Raw genomic sequence first — 15,549 nt, 5'->3', positions numbered from 1 at the left:
TGTAAAAAGGTTGCAGTAAATTTTAATTAAATATCACAGGTTTTAGAATTTTAGGAATTTTCACAATATGATAAGGTTGAGTAATCACTGTTGTTACATCTCCCTGAAGTAATTTTTCAACATCAACTTCAATGTTTTGAGAATTTTCATCAATAGTCATAATGTCAACAGAATGTCCGCCGTTTGGATATACGGAATCTACGACGAGAATAACCATAAACTGATTAAAGTCGATATTGGTCTCCGTAAAAGTTGAAGAAGGATGATTATTCGAACTATCTATTTGATTCAGGAAATTGTTCCATTGCGTAGAATTTGTGATGGCTGTATTTTGCGGGGGAGCATAAGATGACCCCATCAAATTTCCTTTTCCAATCAATTGAAAATTAATTTGGTTTTTGCTCTCGATATTTTCATCATTATTGTCACGACATGAAGTCAAAATCAATAAGATAGAACATAATAATAGGAGTAAATGTTTTTTCATGATGTATAAAATTAAGGGTTTCTTTATATAAGATGAAAAAAAATAAAAAGGTTGCAGTAGACTTTAATTAAATAGTAAGGATTTAGTCGTTTTAGGGATTTTCACAATATGATAAGGCTGAGTAAGAACGGATGTAGCATTTTCTTTTAATGATTTTTCTACATTGATAGTAATATACTTGGGATGGTCTTCCATTTTTGTAATATCAATCGAATGTCCACCACTTGGGTAAATTTCATCCACGACAATGATAGCTATAAACTCGTTAAAATCAATATAAGTTGTTATAAAACTGGCAGAAGTTTGATGAGTTGTACTGTCTATTTGGTTTAGAAAATTATTCCATTGTATAGAGTTTGTAATAATGGTGTTTTGAGGATTCACATAATTTCCTATCAAATTTCCTTTTCCAATCAATTGAAAGTTAATCTGGTTTTTATTCTCAACGTTTTCATCCTCACCATGGCATGAAGTCATAATAAATAACATGGAATATAATAAAATGATTAAATATTTTTTCATGATGGTTAAATTTATGGTTTTCGATTGTATATTAATATGAAAATCTAAAAAAATTGCTGCAACATCATAAAAAAAGACTCAAAAATTTGAGTCTTCAATTTATTTAAAAGTATTTTTTATCGGTTGATGATATTATTCGTCATTGTTGTATGATTAATCAGTTGACCTTTCTCATCACGAATTTCAATCTCAGAAACGTGCATTGTTTTGCCTTTTCTGATGAATCTTGCCACGGCAGTTACCGTTCCATCTTTTTTACTTCTTAAATGGTTAGAATTAATATTGGTTCCTACTCCAAAATATTTACTGCCATCGATGAAAATATTAGACAGGCTAGAACCCATTGTTTCAGCTAAAACGCAGCTTGCTCCACCATGCATAATTCCGAAAGGTTGATGAATGTTTGGTGTAACAGGCATTGTAGCAGTCAGCGTTTCATTTTCAAGGTCAATATCGATAAAATGAATACCAATTGTTTTCGCAAAAGTTTCTTCACCCCAGTTGTTGATGAATTCTAATATCTCTTCTTTCGTTTTATCTTTAGTGTACATATTTTTTATGTGTAATAAGTAATATTTTTAAGTAAAAAGTAAAAAGTAATTTTGCTCCTAACTCCTAACTCCTAACTCCTAACTCCTAACTCCTAACTCCTAACTCCTAACTCCTTCTGCGTCATTTCCCATAATATTGGGATTCCAGTTGGCAGGAATTTTGGGGCCAATGTCGTTTTTAATATAATAATCCTGAATTTCCTCCATGATTTCGGTAAAACTTGCTGTCTCTAATCTTTCATAAGGAATTTGGTATCCTAAGAAAACCGTATTTCTTTTAAAATCTCCGGCTGCCAAAACGATAGGAACTTTTGCTGCTAAAGCCATGTGATAAAAACCTTTTCTCCATTTCGGAACCCAGCTTCTTGTTCCTTCCGGTGTAATCACTAAACTGAAATCTTCTTTTTTAAACTCATTCGCAACAAAATTAATCAAATCGTTTTTCTGACTTCTATCGATGCCAATGCCGCCTAATCCTCTTACCAATGCGCCATACCAAGCTTTAGTATGTGAATCTTTGATGATGATTTTTAGTTTTTTTCCTAATTTCCAATAGGCAAGGTTTCCTAAAATATATTCCATATTATGGGTATGCGGTGCAACAACCAGAATACAACGGTCGAGATTGTTGACATCGCCTTGGAGAACAACTTTCCAACCTAAAATTTTCAGTAACAGACTACCTATTAGTTTTTTCATATGTAGATTTTATTTTTTTAAAGGTCATATGTTATCGCATCCTCTTTATCAGTATTTGTTTTTTATCATGGCGATTTCATGAATTTTTATATTTAAAACAAAAAAGTACAACCAAACTTTGGTTATACTTTACAAATATATTGAAATATTGTCGCTCTTAAAATAAACTGCTGATTAAATCTGCAATTTTTACTGCAATTTCTAAAACTACTTGTACCATGGTTTTGCTTTTTTGTGTTTGTTTTTATTATAGAATTTGGATATACGAATATAAAACTTTTTTACGAAATAGAATAGTTTTTTTAAATTTATTTTCAAAACCTGAGAAGAAGAAGAGTGTGAATTTCAAACGGTTGTCTTTCATTCACACCTTCCGCACTCTCTGAGGTTTGAATTATTTGGTTTTAATGGAGAATTCTTTTTTTCCGTCTTTTATTTTGATGTCAACGTTTTCCATTTTATCAATATTCATCTTCATCGTATCCATTATTTTTTTAGCTTCATTTTTTTGATACTTTTTTCCGTTGATAATAACGCTGTCCTTATCATCATTGCTGTATTCTATTGTTGAGCCATTAATAGAAATCTTGTTTTCCTCGATTTGCAGAGTGTTGTCATTCTCATGATTTTCTTTATCTTTCTCATTATCGCCTCGTACAGAAATTTCATATTCTTTTTCATTGATAATTTTCATTCTTGATGGAACTACCAATTCATAGTCTAAACTGTAATCTCTGAATCTGTACTCATAAGGATACTCAAAATAGTTTGGAAGAAAAATCCTGTTATCTCTGATTTCCACAGGAATTTTCATTTTTAGAGGTTGGTTGTATCCTTCCGCTTCTTTTTTAATAATGATATATGGTGTTTTAATATCATCTCTTCTTGTAATTTCTACACTAGGATAATCTCTTTTGTAAATCGTTACTTTATCAGAATAAATGTTATTAAAATAAGTATTGAAGTTTTCAGGAATTGCTACTTTTTTACTGTCAAGATAGATTGTATCATTTGGAGCTATAATAGAAATATTTTCGTAATCCTGATTTTCTCCACTGTATCTGAAATTGAATCTTGATGCGCTTGCTGCCAATACACCAATCAGAATAATCCAGATAATTCCTAATGTTCCAAGAACAGGTCCTACATAATTGAATTTGCTTTTCGGAGAGAATAATTTAATTGATAGTAATAAAGACGCTACACCCACAATAATCGTTGGTAATGCAGCAATTGCTAATATCAGATAGCCAAGATTATTTTCTTCAAGATAGAATCCAAGATTATTATTCATACCAAATTTATCTGAACTATAAGCAAACATCATTGCGAATAATCCGATGAAACAACCTGCAGCCATTAATACCAACCAAACTGCGAGACAATATTTAAGTACTTTTAAGATGGTGTCGCCAGCTGAGCCAATTTTCGGTTTGTTTTCATTATAGATTTCTCCTGCTCTTGTCGTAGTTTCATTAGCGAATTGTACAATTTTGCCAGATTCTTCCTTTAAATTATCAAAGTTGAGAGGTTTACCCTTCATTTTCAAAAAATCTGAAGCGGTTTCAGCTTTTGGTAAAACTGCCCAAAGAATAATATAAAGTAAAGGTACAAACAGCATAGATGGCGCTCCGAAACATAGGATAACAAATATGCCTATCCAAAGAAGTCTCATTCCTGTAATATCCATTCCGAAATAGGCGGCTAAACCTCCGCAAACTCCTGCAATCTTTTGTGTTTCAGGATCACGAAACAGTTGTTTTTTGTCACTGTAGCTTGTTCCTGTAGCTTGAGTTCTTGTGTTTTTTTCAGAATAATAGGCTTCTTCCTGCTCTTCAATCTTTTCAGGAGATCCTATTTGTGCAATTACTTTTTCTACATCGGTATCATTTATTACTTCACGTTTTCCTAAAGTATCTCTGAAAATTTCTACCATTCTTATTTCTATGTCATGCATTACCTCATCAGCTTCAGAAGCGTCTAAAGAGCTTCTCAGTGCATTAAGATAATCGCTGAGCTTTATGTATGCGTGTTCTTCTATGGTGAAAGAAAAACCTGCGAGTCCTATTGAGAGTGTCTTGTTCATAGCTTTTGTTTTTAGTGTTTTTGAGTAATTTGGGTTACAGAATCTGTCAATTCTTTCCAGGTGTTTTGTAATTCAGATAAAAAAGTTTCTCCTTTTTTTGTAATCTGATAGTATTTTCTGGGTGGACCTCCTGTAGATTCTTCCCATCTGTAAGAGAGAAACTCTCCGTTTTTTAATCGGGTTAAAAGAGGGTAGAGTGTTCCTTCCACGACATCCAGTTTTCCTTTTTTCAGTTCATCAATTAAATCAGAAACATACATTTCGCGGTTGTTGATGAGGCTTAAAATACAGAATTCCAGAATCCCTTTTCGCATTTGCGCTTTGGTATTTTCGGTATTCATCTTTAATAGGTTTTGTTAATTAGTTATATAAATTTTAGATTTCGGTTCCTAGCTAGTTGAACCTATTCCTATTTTACATTACAAAGATATGTAATTAAAATGGTAATATGCAATGCAAAGTAGTGAAATTATTTATAAAATACATTTAAAGTATTGTAAATCAATTTAATAAATTTATGTAATAATTCTACCTACTCATTAATTATTATAAGTACACTCGTTTTTGGTCTTAAATTTTTATCTTTGTTATCAAGTTTTTCGGATTTTCTTTCTGAAATTTTGATTTTAAAACTAACCAACCATGAATTACTCCAGATTTCTAATGACATCGGTTCTTTTAGGTGGACTTTGTAGTGCACAAAACTTTTTTGAGTTACCGAATGTTTCAGAAAAATTTAATGTTATTGTTACAATTGAAAATTGTATTGAGAATCAATGCAATGGGAAAGCAACTGTTGATATTTATGATAAAAGTTCGATGAAAAAATATCAGACTTTATCTTCAGGTAATTTTTATGTAGATTTAAATGAAAACCGAAAGCCGGCTTTAGATTCATTAAAAAAATCGGTTGTTTTTGATGATTTTAATTTTGACGGAACTGAAGATGTTGCCATTAGAAACGGAAATAATAATCAAGGAAATCCTTTTTTTGAAGTTTATTTAAACGATGCTTCTACACAACAGTTGGTATTAAATGATGAACTCACCGATTTGGTTCGGTCAAATTCAGGAATGTTTGCAGTAGATTCTCATCTTAAACGAATTACTGCTTATTTAAAAAATGGCTGCTGCTGGAATCTTAGATCAGAATACCTTTTCGTTCCCGAAAGAGGACTTTTGAAAGTTTTAGAATTTGAAGAAGATACCAAAGATTCTAAAGAAGTAACCACCGTAAAAAGAGAATTTATAGATTACAAATGGTTTACAACAACTACCATTTATCCTAGAGAGGTATATTTTAAAGAAGAAAATAATGAAAATACAGAAAGAGATTGATTTTATCATCGCCGTAGATGCTCTGAAAAATGTACAGAGAAGAAATTATAATGCAGATGATTCTAGAAGAGAAAATACCGCGGAACATTCTTGGCAAATCATTATTTTGGCGCAAATTCTTTTTCCTTATGCGAAAAACAGAGCCGATATCGATTTATTGAGAGTAATAAGAATGCTTTCTATTCATGATTTAGTAGAAATTGAAGCCGGTGATACTTTTCTTTTTGATGAAGCGGCAATGGTAGGGAAGTTTGAAAGAGAAAAGCTGTCTGCACAAAATATTTTTGGTATTTTAGATGAGCCTATTCGTTCAGAATTTTTCAATCTGTGGCTTGAATTTGAAGAAGAACAAACTCCTGATGCTATTTTTGCGTGTGCTATCGACAGAATAATGCCTTTTATTCTCAACACTTATACCGCTGGAAAAAGCTGGACTGAAGCCAAGGTAACCGAACTGCAAATAAGAAATATGCTGGAAAATGCCATAAGCAGAGCTTCAGATGAAATGGGAGAGGCTTTTCAGACTTTATTAAACTTAAATTTAGAGAACGGAAAAGTCTTGAGATAGTTTTTCAATTTTCATGAAATTATTCTTTCAATTTTGGGAAGATTTAGAACATAAATAAAAGTTTTCGGCAGGTTTTACCCACCGAAAACTTGGGGGAAAGAAATGGATTTCGGCAGCTAAAAGTTGCCGAAATTTTTCTGTCTATAGTATTTGAATTGGTTTCTTAAATTCATCAATCGCTACAAAAGTAAAATCTCCTACAATTGCCTTCTCTCTTTCATAAGAATACATTTGCTCGGTGTAGATTTCTACATTCACCTTCATACTCGTTTTTCCAACGTGGGAAACTTTTCCGATAAGCTCTACGATGGTTCCTGCAGGAATTGGTTTTTTAAAATCTATTTTATCGCTGCTTACCGTTACCACGCGTTTTCTTGCGAATCTTGTAGCAGTAATAAAGGCTACTTCATCCATCAATTGCATCGCTGTTCCTCCGAAAAGGGTATCGTAATGATTGGTCGTGTTAGGGAAAACGGCTTTGAAAATTCGGGTTTCCGATGATTGAATTCTTTCTTCTGTAGTCATATTTCATTATTAATTAAAGCGAAAATGAAATCGTATTAAACCCACAGAATTATTCGGGAACATGAAATTCCCAAAAGACTATAAGATCAATAAACTTCAAATCGCGAAAGTTTTTGTCTAAAGAAATAGGCAGGTCTCCTGACTTGTAACATCTTTATTCCTTCCCATGCTTTTGCACAGTGGTTTTTTATAAAGACTTCGGTTACTTACAGTTGCGCGACAGCTCGTGATTTTCACACGATTCCCTTTTAATCTGCGGTTAAACAGAACCAGTTTCTTGAAAAGTAATAAGCAAAGGCTATTCACCAAAAGCTAAATACTTTTCGGGTGCAAAAATAAGAATAATAAACTAGATTTTTTAATTTTAAGCCTATTTAAAGTAGTTTTAGATTTAACCGCAAAAGGGACAAAAGATAATTGTAATGCTATTATTTAGATTATTAAAGTTCACAAAAGAATAAAAAATCAAAGATTTTCAAAAACTTTTGCGCACTTTTTTCTAGATACTCATTTATTTTGAATATAAATATCTAAATCTTTTGAGCCTTTTGTGGTTAAATAAAAGTTTAAGTAAGTTTTTTATTCAGGATTGGCGTAAACAATCTGACTGATGGCTCTTCCTTCTTTGATGGTCCAAAAAGTAGTGTATCGGTCTTTTCCTGAACCATTAATCATGTAAAGAAAAATATGGTCATCGTCAATGGAAGTTACGCCCATGTTTTCAAAATCCATCGTAGGCTGAAACATATTTTTGATGGCTTCTCTCACAAAAACAGAACCTCTTCCCGGTTGTTGTACACGTACCGATTTTACTTCCTTTAAATCTTCAGGAAGTTCTTTGCTGATACCCCAAGGTTTTTGTTTGTCGATTTTAATGATATTTCCTTCTGCATCTTTTTCCTGCTTTTTGAATTTTGCACTCGAAGGATAGATGTCAATCACCACTTTCGTTCTTTGAGCGGTTGGTATCTTTTGGTTGTTATTATCGGTGAAAGTAATAGATCTTCCATTTTTAGATAATATGGGAGTAAATTTTGGAAGCTGATCGATAAATGCAATACGGCTTTTATTTACCATTCCTTCTTTATTAAGGCTATCGTACCTTACAAAAGGCTTTGGAAGTTCTTCTTTCTCAGGATATTTTATCCAAATCCATTCTGTTTCTCCGGGAGCCGGCTTTACATAAACAAAAACATCGCCTCTTTTCATTCTTATTTTATCAACGATTTTTCGGTAATCTTCTTTGTGTACACGCACCATTGCATATCCTTCTTCGGCTTTTACCACCCCAAAAGGAACTTTATTTTGGGCATTAATTAAAGTACAAGAAAAAATACTGAATATCGATAAATAGATTGTTTTGTAGATGAAAGTCATTGTAAATGAATATTTATAGTTCAAAGATATAAATTAAATATTTTTTGATGGTAAAAATGGTTTTGTATTTATTTAATTTTATAAACGACCTCCAAAAGGTACATAAAGTTCCCTATCAGATATCTGGTGAAGATCATTATTTTTTAGCCATTTCAAATTTTCTTCAGTTAATCCAAGATTTTCGTAGTTCTTTTCTTGTAGCTGTTTTTCCTGGTTTTTATCAATGTCATAAATAATATTCCCGCTTTTATCATCCACCAAGATCTGTCGGCTTTTAGTGATATTATCTTTATAGTGAGGTTCTAAATAAATATACCAGAATGAATTGAGATCATTAAATTTTCTCGAAATTTGGAAGTCTGGAAGATCTTTTCTTTCTGCAATTTTTAAAATATCATAAAAATTCATTTTAAAATGTTGATCATGCTCCATTGTATTAAGAATTTTACCATTTTCAGAATATGCATACCAAGTTCCAACCGGTATATTGGTTACTTTTCCATTATTTCCAAATTGTCTGATGGTATGAATTGCTCCTGAACTATAGAAATCAATATAGGTAGAAACACCATTAGAAAACTCTTGCGGAAATTCTTTGTTTTCTGTAGGTCTTTTGTAGACTTGATTATCTTTTTTTACAATAATAATATAATTAATCTTTTTATTTTCAAAACCATAAATTTTTCCGTCGTTTTTCTCTTTATTTTCGACAGAATAAAAACAACTTAAATGGGTAGGTTTACAGGTGGTGCGGTAGAAATAACCATGTACAGGTTGTTCTTTTTTTACATTATTCATTAAATTTTCATAGGTTGGTACAACAATATCATTAGATGTAATTTGTGGAGTTTTCATCTTTCTGAAATTCTCCAAATTATTTTTATCAGTTGTCTGAGCAATTAAAGACTGCGAAATGAAAATGATGATATAGAATAAGGTTTTGAGAGGTTTCATAGTTGATATAATTGGGCTAAAAGATATAAATTAAATATTTTGAGGAAGATAATTAAATCTCTTTAATTCTGTTAAATCTTTAACGGGTCTTAAATAACCCTCTGAAAGAAGAAAAATGTTATCAGAAATATCGAGAACATCATGATATTGATGGTCAGAAATGATAAATCCTTTTTGCTCAGTTTGCTGTTTAATAATTGTTTTTAATTTACTAATTATTTTCGGCGATAAACTATGAAAAGGCTCATCCAATAAGATAAATTCAGCTTTAGAATAAATAATCAATAGCGCTTCTACAATTCTGAGTTCTCCACCTGAAAGTGTTGTTGGGGTTTCATTAAAAAAAGGATGAATTAATGCTAAGTCAGAAATTTTTCGGCTATTTTCTTTATCACAAAATAAATTAATCAAATTCTTGATTTTTATATTCTTTGGTAAAAATGAATGTTGAGGTAAATAAGCAATTTTATTTTTTCTTTCAAATTGAGTTTTTAGAATGGTATTGTCGAATTTTATATATTGCGTATTTCCTTTTACTGTTCCAAAAATAATTTGAAACAAAGTTGATTTTCCACAACCGTTTCGTCCCAGAATCCCTGATGTTTTTCCTGTTTCACAGCTTAGATAAATGTCTTTTAAAATATCTTTTTCACCAAAAGACTTTGTAATATTGTCGATGTGAAGTATACTCATATAAAATTTGCAAAAAGTTTTAAACCAATACCAAAACTAACTGTAATTATCCAAAGACAAGTTCTAGAAAATCCCAAATTGGCATAAAAAAGATATTCATTTTTTAATCTCAATTCGTAAACAAAATAATGAAGCAAAGGAAATAATAAAACAAAGCACAAACTGAAATTTTTAAAAGTAAAACCAAGTGTACCGGATAAAAAAAGAGAAAATGAAACTCCCGGGATCAGAAGTTTTCTATAAAAGATCCATAATATTTTTAAATTCATTACCATGTTCAAAAATAAGAATAATGTTTAATCACTTATTAAAGAATATTTTCATTATTTTTAGAAAAAATTAAAAGACTAATTATATGGTTAAAAATCTATTCTATTTATTTCTCGTTTTAGTAGGAACTACATTTTATCAAGGGAAAAATATTTCCGAAAAAACAAAACTAGATTATTTCTGCGATTTATTAGCTCCGGCAAATGTTACTGTGACCAGTATCACACATACCGCAGCAACAGTGAGCTGGGCAAATGACCCAAATACTTCAGATTATATTTTAAGATTCAGACCGGTAGGTAATTTTCCCTGGAGTTCGCCGACAGTACCCGCAAATCAAAATTTTTATAATTTTAATGGTTTAATGTCATGTACTGCGTATGAAGTTCAGGTTGCTAAATTTTGCAATAATGTTCCAGGTACATGGTCAACGGTAGTGGTTTTTAATACAAAACTCAATTATTGTACGTCAGAATCTGTAAATTCGGGTATTATGCATCTTTCGAATGTTACGGTTACTCCTTCCTCAACTGGTTTATCGCAAATGATAAGTAATTCGCTTACGTCTTTATACACCGATTATCGTCCGGATGCGACTCGTAAAGTTTATTTAACTTGGGGTTCTGCAAACAATACTATTTCTGCAACCAAAACTGGAGCAGTAAATCCTAATGCCGCTTTTGTAACGGTTTGGATTGATTTTAATGCAAATGGAACTTTTGAAGCTAGTGAAATAATTATGAATTCTACCTCAAGCTCGGCTGCAGTTAGTACAAATACTTTTAGTGTGCCTTCCTTAGCGTCAGTAGGTGGAAATATAAGTTGTGCTGTTACGATGAGAGTCATCTTTTCAAATACTGCAGTTACAAATGGTTGTGGTACTTTTGGATATGGTGAGGTAGAAGATTATGACGTATATTTATCAACAGAATCTAATCTTGCGGTAAGTGAAGTTAATAAAAATAGGGAAATCAGTATTTATCCCAATCCAAGTTCAGATATTTTAAATATTTCAGGAATTTCAATTGATATAGAATTTGAAATCTATAATGCGGCAGGCCAGAAGTTAAGCGAAGGAAAAACTAAAAATAAAACAGTAAATGTTGCTCATTTAGTAAAAGGAGTATATTTCATTGTATTAAAGGAAAAAGAAAATTCAAGGTTTAAATTTATTAAGAAATAAAAAAGAATAGAGCGCCAGTTACGGCGCTCTATTTTTATATTAAAATGATTTTTTAATCATTCCTCAGTTTAGCTTTTACATTATTTTTTTTAATGAAATTTCTAAGTTCTACAATCTGATGATTGGTAAAATATTTTTTAGGAACCATATTCATCGTCATTTTGCTTTGATAGATGAAAAACCAATCTTTATTTTCCTTTACTCGGTAAATGGTATTCCATGTAAAATCGCCATCGAAAGTATCGCCTTTTGTATGAATTTTTTCATCAGTAAAAGTATAAGTAATCTCTTCCTGAATTTTTTTGTTGGAATAAAACGCTCTCTTCAAGCGAAAATATCCCCTTGCAACAAGAAAAACAAACACAAGAGCAAACCAAAGCGATGCAGATTTTAGAAGTTCTTTTGCATCAGATTCTACAGTAAATAAGTTCAAGCCAAAAAACACCAATAAGATGGAAGAAAAAATAATAATCCTTGATAATGAATTTTTAATATTAAAATTCAGATAATCTTTAAATGTGATATGAGTTTTTACTGTCATCATTCTCTTTAAATTCTTTCTAATTGGTCAGCATCAATCGTGGTCTTAAAAGTACCATAATTGACGGTCACTTTATTTCTCGAAATTTTTTCAATCGTCCCCACACTCGTGCTTCCCGTAATTCTTACACGTTGTCCTTCTTTCATCCATACAGCGCGGTCCTCTTTACGTTTTTCCTCGATTTTTTCGTTGGTTTCAGTAATTTTTTCGATGACATCTTCTTTCTTCAGTTGTTGTGTGATTTTTCTTTTTACCACTTGAAGTCGTTTGCTTTCATCTTTGTCAGCTCCGATTTTTCTGAACTTTTCCTGTTCTAAAATCTTTACGAAATCTTTCACTACATCTTTTCTCGATTTGCCTTTTACATAGCTGTCGATAAACCCTTCGATTTTAGCTCCAAATTGTAGTTTACGATGTTCATCTTCATACAATTTCTGAAAATTGAATAGCTTTTGCTGAAGTTGTTCATTCAGTTTTTGCAAATTATCACGTTTATCTTCCACAGACTCTTTTCTTTCGGCAAGATCCGTTTTCAGTTTTTCAACTTCGTATTTTTCCTGTTGAAGCTTAACGATGGTTTTATCTAAATTTACAATATCATGTTCCACTTTTTTCTTGGCAGAATGAATGATAAATCTTGGAATTTTATTCTTCTCCGCAACTTCAAAAGTAAATGAACTTCCGGCTTGTCCGACTTCCAGTTTGTACATCGGTTCCAAAGTTTCTTCATTAAACAGCATGGCCGCATTTTCAGCATTTGGAAGCTCCTCTACAACCAATTTGATATTGGTGTAATGCGTTGTAATAATTGCAAAACTCTTTTTATCGTAGAAAAATTCAAGGAAACTTTCTGCCAAAGCACCGCCCAATTCAGGATCAGAACCAGTTCCGAATTCGTCAATCAGTAAAAGCGTATTGGCGTCGGCTTCACGAATGATTCCGCCCATTTTCTTTAATCTTGACGAATAAGTCGAAAGATGATTTTCAATCGATTGATTATCACCAATGTCAGTCATGATTTTATCAAAGAAAAACATCTCAGATTTTGGGTGCGTTGGAACCAAAATTCCACTCTGGATCATCAATTGAAGTAATCCTACGGTTTTCAGCGTAATTGATTTTCCTCCAGCATTCGGTCCCGAAATACAGATAATTCTGTTTTGATCTGTTAAAGAAAGTGTTTGAGAAAAAATAGTTTTATTTTCAGCTTTATTTCTTAGCCACAACAAAGGGTGGAAAGCTTCTCGTAATTTCAACGTTCTGTGACGGTTTATTTTCGGTAGAATTCCATTGATTAATTCTGCAAATTTGGCTTTCGCTCTCGTTAAATCAAGATCAAAAATATACATTTGATATCTCCAAAGCTGCGGTTGGAATTCTGCCAATTCTGCCGTTAGTTTTCTCAGGATTTTATCAATTTCCTTTTTCTCTTCTTCCTGACTTTCTTTTAGCTTAAAGTAATGTTTTACCACAGAATCAGGCTGCATATACGTAATAGAACCTGTTTTTGAAAGTCCTAAAACTCTTCCTGCCACTCTTTTTTTGTAGGCAGATTTTACCGCTAAAACTCTTTGGTCATCAATAATCGTTTCGCGAATATCATCTAGAAATTCGCTTTGCCCGTAATTGAATAAAGCTCTGTTGAAATTTTCTGTAATCGCTTTTTTAGCGTGTTGCATTTCTGTTCTCAACTCTTTCAAAATCGGGGAAGCTTCACTTTTTACTTCTCCAAAACGGTTAAAAACTTTGTCAACTTTATCAATAATTTCTTTTCTAAATTCTAATGCCGAAACATCCTGAATCAGATTGGGAAACGTTTCAGGCATTGTGGGGAAAAACTTTTGAAGTTTTCCGATTTGTTCCGTTAGCGTTTTTATTTTAATAAAAGCTACATTTTCTAATCGATAATTCTCGATCAGCATTACTTTTAGTTCAGTTTCAATATCTTCATATTCGTTAAACGGAATCGCGTTTGAGCTTTCAAAACTTGATAAATATTCTGAGTTTTTTTTCAATGAAATTTCAGCCTCGTCAATATTCATCGGACGAAGTTGAAGTATTTTATCTCTCGTTTTCGGAGAATATGCAAAAGGAGCAATTTCCGCGAGCAATTGCGGAAACTCTAATTCGTCTAAATCTTCTTTATTTATATACACAGTGCAAAGGTAATTAATTTGGAAATGAGTTAATTTGGAAATTTGAAAATGTGTTTGATTTTTATTTTTTGTGAACTTTTTATTTCCCTTTATTTTCGCTTAAAACTTTTGTGACTTTTGTGGTTGAAAGTTTTATTACATTTGAAATATGAAACTAGAAACCGAAAGATTAATTCTAAAATCTATTGACGAAAACAACGTTGATGATATTTTAAAAATTCGAGGTAATAAAATTACCAATCAGTTTGTAAAAAGAATTCCGCCAAAAACAAATTATGATGCACTGGATTTTATTTTGACAATTAAAAAGAGAGTAGAAAACAAAGAAACATATTATTGGGGTATTTCTTTAAAAAATCAAACAAATCTTATTGGAACGATTTGTTTATACCGATTTTCTGAAGACCGAAAGGGAGCTGAGGTTGGTTATGAATTACTACCTGATTATCATAGAAAAGGAATAATGTCTGAAGCTCTACAATCAGTTTTAAATTTTGGTTTTAATGAATTAAATTTAAACGAAATTCTTGCGTTTACCAATAAGTTTAATGAAAATTCAAAATCACTTCTTTTAAAACATCATTTTATTTTGGAAGAGGGGAGGATTGATGATGGTTTTCCTGAGAATTTGATTTTTAAATTGAAGAAATAATTAATAGAATGGCAAAAATAATCATCAACCGTACCACGGAATTTTCAAACTTAATACGGTCTATAGAGATTTATTTAGGAAATGAAAAAATTGGATCACTAAGAGATGGGGAATCTAAAGAGTTTGAAGTTGAACCCGGAGAATATGAATTAAGAGCTAAGATTGATTGGTGCGGTTCCAATAAAATTAATTTTACAATTGGGAAAGACGAAATTCGCCGTTATAATCTGAGCGGAAGAAATCCTTTTTTAGGTTTGTATTATATAACTTTTGGCAAAGACAGTTGCTTAAAATTAAAAACGATTCAATAGCAAAAAGCCTGTCGCAAAAGCAACAGACCTTCTCAATATTAACCGATTTAAATTAATTGAAAGTATAAAAATAGTAATAGAATGTTTTTTTTAACTTGCATCTAGTGTGAAAATTAAATTCAGATCGTCTTTTACAACAATCATTCCGCCCATTTTTTTTGGAGGTTTTATATTGAAGTCACTGAATTTCACATTTCTTTTTCCTGTAAGTTTGCCTTTGTCGAGACATAAAGTGATGTTGTAGATTTTAGTTCTGTCCATCATTCTTACTTCAATTTGAGTATTGTAAATGTCTTTGTTTTTATCAATATTCAAGAATTTTATATTTAAATAAGGATGTTCTTCTGCAGAAAGCGTCTTTTTAAAATCTGAGGTCATCATTTTATGATGACAATCAAAATCATCTACCTTTAAACTGAGATTTGGAAGTTGTTTATTGCTTAAATTGGTTGCTAAATTTGATATTTTAAAAGAATTATTAACACATTTGAAGCTGTTGATATTGGTATTTCCGTTAATCTGAACGAAATTTCTTTGGGCTGAAATAAAAATTCCGAAAAAAAACAGAACCATATAGAGTAGGGTTTTCATAATTCTGGTTTTTAAAATCAGGGAAATAATTCATCAATTCATTTC

The 15,549-nt window shown here is 31.5% G+C and carries 18 protein-coding genes and 1 riboswitch; of the genes, 5 read left to right on the top strand and 13 right to left on the bottom strand.

The genetic code is table 11. From position 1 onward, the window contains the following. Positions 1–22: 22 nt before the first annotated feature. The 6 genes from LO744_RS15840 to LO744_RS15815 all read right to left on the bottom strand — a co-directional run bounded on the left by LO744_RS15840 (position 23) and on the right by LO744_RS15815 (position 4,686). The gene (locus LO744_RS15840; RefSeq protein WP_230671057.1) at positions 23–487 is read right to left on the bottom strand and encodes a protease complex subunit PrcB family protein; all 465 of its coding nucleotides are present in this window, start codon (positions 485–487) and stop codon (positions 23–25) included. Positions 488–550: 63 nt separating this feature from the next. Beyond that, on the bottom strand, positions 551–1,009 hold the full coding sequence (locus LO744_RS15835) for a protease complex subunit PrcB family protein (protein ID WP_230671055.1): 459 nt from the start codon (positions 1,007–1,009) through the stop codon (positions 551–553). 116 nt (positions 1,010–1,125) lie between these two features. Continuing rightward, the gene (locus LO744_RS15830; RefSeq protein ID WP_230671053.1) at positions 1,126–1,560 is read right to left on the bottom strand and encodes a PaaI family thioesterase; all 435 of its coding nucleotides are present in this window, start codon (positions 1,558–1,560) and stop codon (positions 1,126–1,128) included. Between the two features lie 99 nt (positions 1,561–1,659). Beyond that, positions 1,660–2,259, bottom strand: coding sequence for a 1-acyl-sn-glycerol-3-phosphate acyltransferase (locus LO744_RS15825; protein ID WP_230671051.1), 600 nt, complete (start codon positions 2,257–2,259; stop codon positions 1,660–1,662). A 394-nt stretch (positions 2,260–2,653) separates the two neighbouring features. Continuing rightward, on the bottom strand, positions 2,654–4,345 hold the full coding sequence (locus LO744_RS15820; protein ID WP_230671049.1) for a PspC domain-containing protein: 1,692 nt from the start codon (positions 4,343–4,345) through the stop codon (positions 2,654–2,656). Positions 4,346–4,356: 11 nt separating this feature from the next. Further along, positions 4,357–4,686, bottom strand: a complete 330-nt coding sequence (locus LO744_RS15815; RefSeq protein WP_079464064.1) for a PadR family transcriptional regulator — start codon at positions 4,684–4,686, stop codon at positions 4,357–4,359. Between the two features lie 301 nt (positions 4,687–4,987). Between LO744_RS15815 and LO744_RS15810 the strand changes: the two genes are divergently transcribed. Further along, the gene (locus tag LO744_RS15810; RefSeq protein ID WP_230671047.1) at positions 4,988–5,683 is read left to right on the top strand and encodes an XAC2610-related protein; all 696 of its coding nucleotides are present in this window, start codon (positions 4,988–4,990) and stop codon (positions 5,681–5,683) included. Next, positions 5,661–6,251, top strand: a complete 591-nt coding sequence (locus LO744_RS15805) for an HD domain-containing protein (protein WP_230671045.1) — start codon at positions 5,661–5,663, stop codon at positions 6,249–6,251. Before LO744_RS15810 ends, LO744_RS15805 begins: the two co-directional genes overlap by 23 nt. Positions 6,252–6,392: 141 nt before the next feature. Here LO744_RS15805 and LO744_RS15800 read toward each other — a convergent pair whose 3' ends face one another. The 4 genes from LO744_RS15800 to LO744_RS15785 form a co-directional block, all read right to left on the bottom strand. After that, on the bottom strand, positions 6,393–6,776 hold the full coding sequence (locus tag LO744_RS15800; RefSeq protein ID WP_074229813.1) for an acyl-CoA thioesterase: 384 nt from the start codon (positions 6,774–6,776) through the stop codon (positions 6,393–6,395). A 111-nt stretch (positions 6,777–6,887) separates the two neighbouring features. Further along, a riboswitch (cobalamin riboswitch) is annotated at positions 6,888–7,065 on the bottom strand. Between the two features lie 290 nt (positions 7,066–7,355). Beyond that, positions 7,356–8,153, bottom strand: a complete 798-nt coding sequence (locus tag LO744_RS15795) for an SGNH/GDSL hydrolase family protein (RefSeq protein ID WP_230671043.1) — start codon at positions 8,151–8,153, stop codon at positions 7,356–7,358. Positions 8,154–8,231: 78 nt separating this feature from the next. Continuing rightward, entirely contained in the window at positions 8,232–9,107 is an 876-nt protein-coding gene (locus LO744_RS15790; RefSeq protein ID WP_230671041.1) for a hypothetical protein, read from the bottom strand. Positions 9,108–9,137: 30 nt separating this feature from the next. After that, the gene (locus LO744_RS15785; RefSeq protein WP_230671039.1) at positions 9,138–9,800 is read right to left on the bottom strand and encodes an ATP-binding cassette domain-containing protein; all 663 of its coding nucleotides are present in this window, start codon (positions 9,798–9,800) and stop codon (positions 9,138–9,140) included. A gap of 355 nt (positions 9,801–10,155) precedes the next feature. On the opposite strand from LO744_RS15785, the gene LO744_RS15780 reads away from it, so the two are divergent. Next, positions 10,156–11,253: a GEVED domain-containing protein gene (locus LO744_RS15780; protein WP_230671036.1), complete on the top strand. Its 1,098-nt coding sequence runs from the start codon at positions 10,156–10,158 to the stop codon at positions 11,251–11,253. Positions 11,254–11,305: 52 nt separating this feature from the next. Here the strand turns inward: LO744_RS15780 and LO744_RS15775 are convergent, their stop codons facing one another. Together LO744_RS15775 and LO744_RS15770 are read right to left on the bottom strand one after the other, a co-directional pair. Further along, a complete protein-coding gene (locus LO744_RS15775) occupies positions 11,306–11,797 on the bottom strand; it encodes a YcxB family protein (RefSeq protein ID WP_230671034.1) in 492 nt (163 codons plus the stop codon). 5 nt (positions 11,798–11,802) lie between these two features. Then, positions 11,803–13,950, bottom strand: coding sequence for an endonuclease MutS2 (locus tag LO744_RS15770; protein WP_230671032.1), 2,148 nt, complete (start codon positions 13,948–13,950; stop codon positions 11,803–11,805). 148 nt (positions 13,951–14,098) lie between these two features. Here LO744_RS15770 and LO744_RS15765 point away from each other — a divergent pair, with 148 nt between their 5' ends. Together LO744_RS15765 and LO744_RS15760 are read left to right on the top strand one after the other, a co-directional pair. Continuing rightward, positions 14,099–14,602, top strand: a complete 504-nt coding sequence (locus LO744_RS15765) for a GNAT family N-acetyltransferase (protein ID WP_230671029.1) — start codon at positions 14,099–14,101, stop codon at positions 14,600–14,602. A gap of 8 nt (positions 14,603–14,610) precedes the next feature. Next, positions 14,611–14,913, top strand: a complete 303-nt coding sequence (locus tag LO744_RS15760) for a hypothetical protein (RefSeq protein WP_230671025.1) — start codon at positions 14,611–14,613, stop codon at positions 14,911–14,913. A 90-nt stretch (positions 14,914–15,003) separates the two neighbouring features. On the opposite strand, the gene LO744_RS15755 is transcribed toward LO744_RS15760, so the two are convergent. Then, the gene (locus LO744_RS15755) at positions 15,004–15,504 is read right to left on the bottom strand and encodes a hypothetical protein (RefSeq protein ID WP_230671023.1); all 501 of its coding nucleotides are present in this window, start codon (positions 15,502–15,504) and stop codon (positions 15,004–15,006) included. Positions 15,505–15,549: the final 45 nt, after the last annotated feature.

The organism is Chryseobacterium turcicum (assembly GCF_021010565.1).
GTDB classification, from domain to species: domain Bacteria; phylum Bacteroidota; class Bacteroidia; order Flavobacteriales; family Weeksellaceae; genus Chryseobacterium; species Chryseobacterium turcicum.
This window is presented reverse-complemented; position numbering and strand designations above follow the sequence as displayed.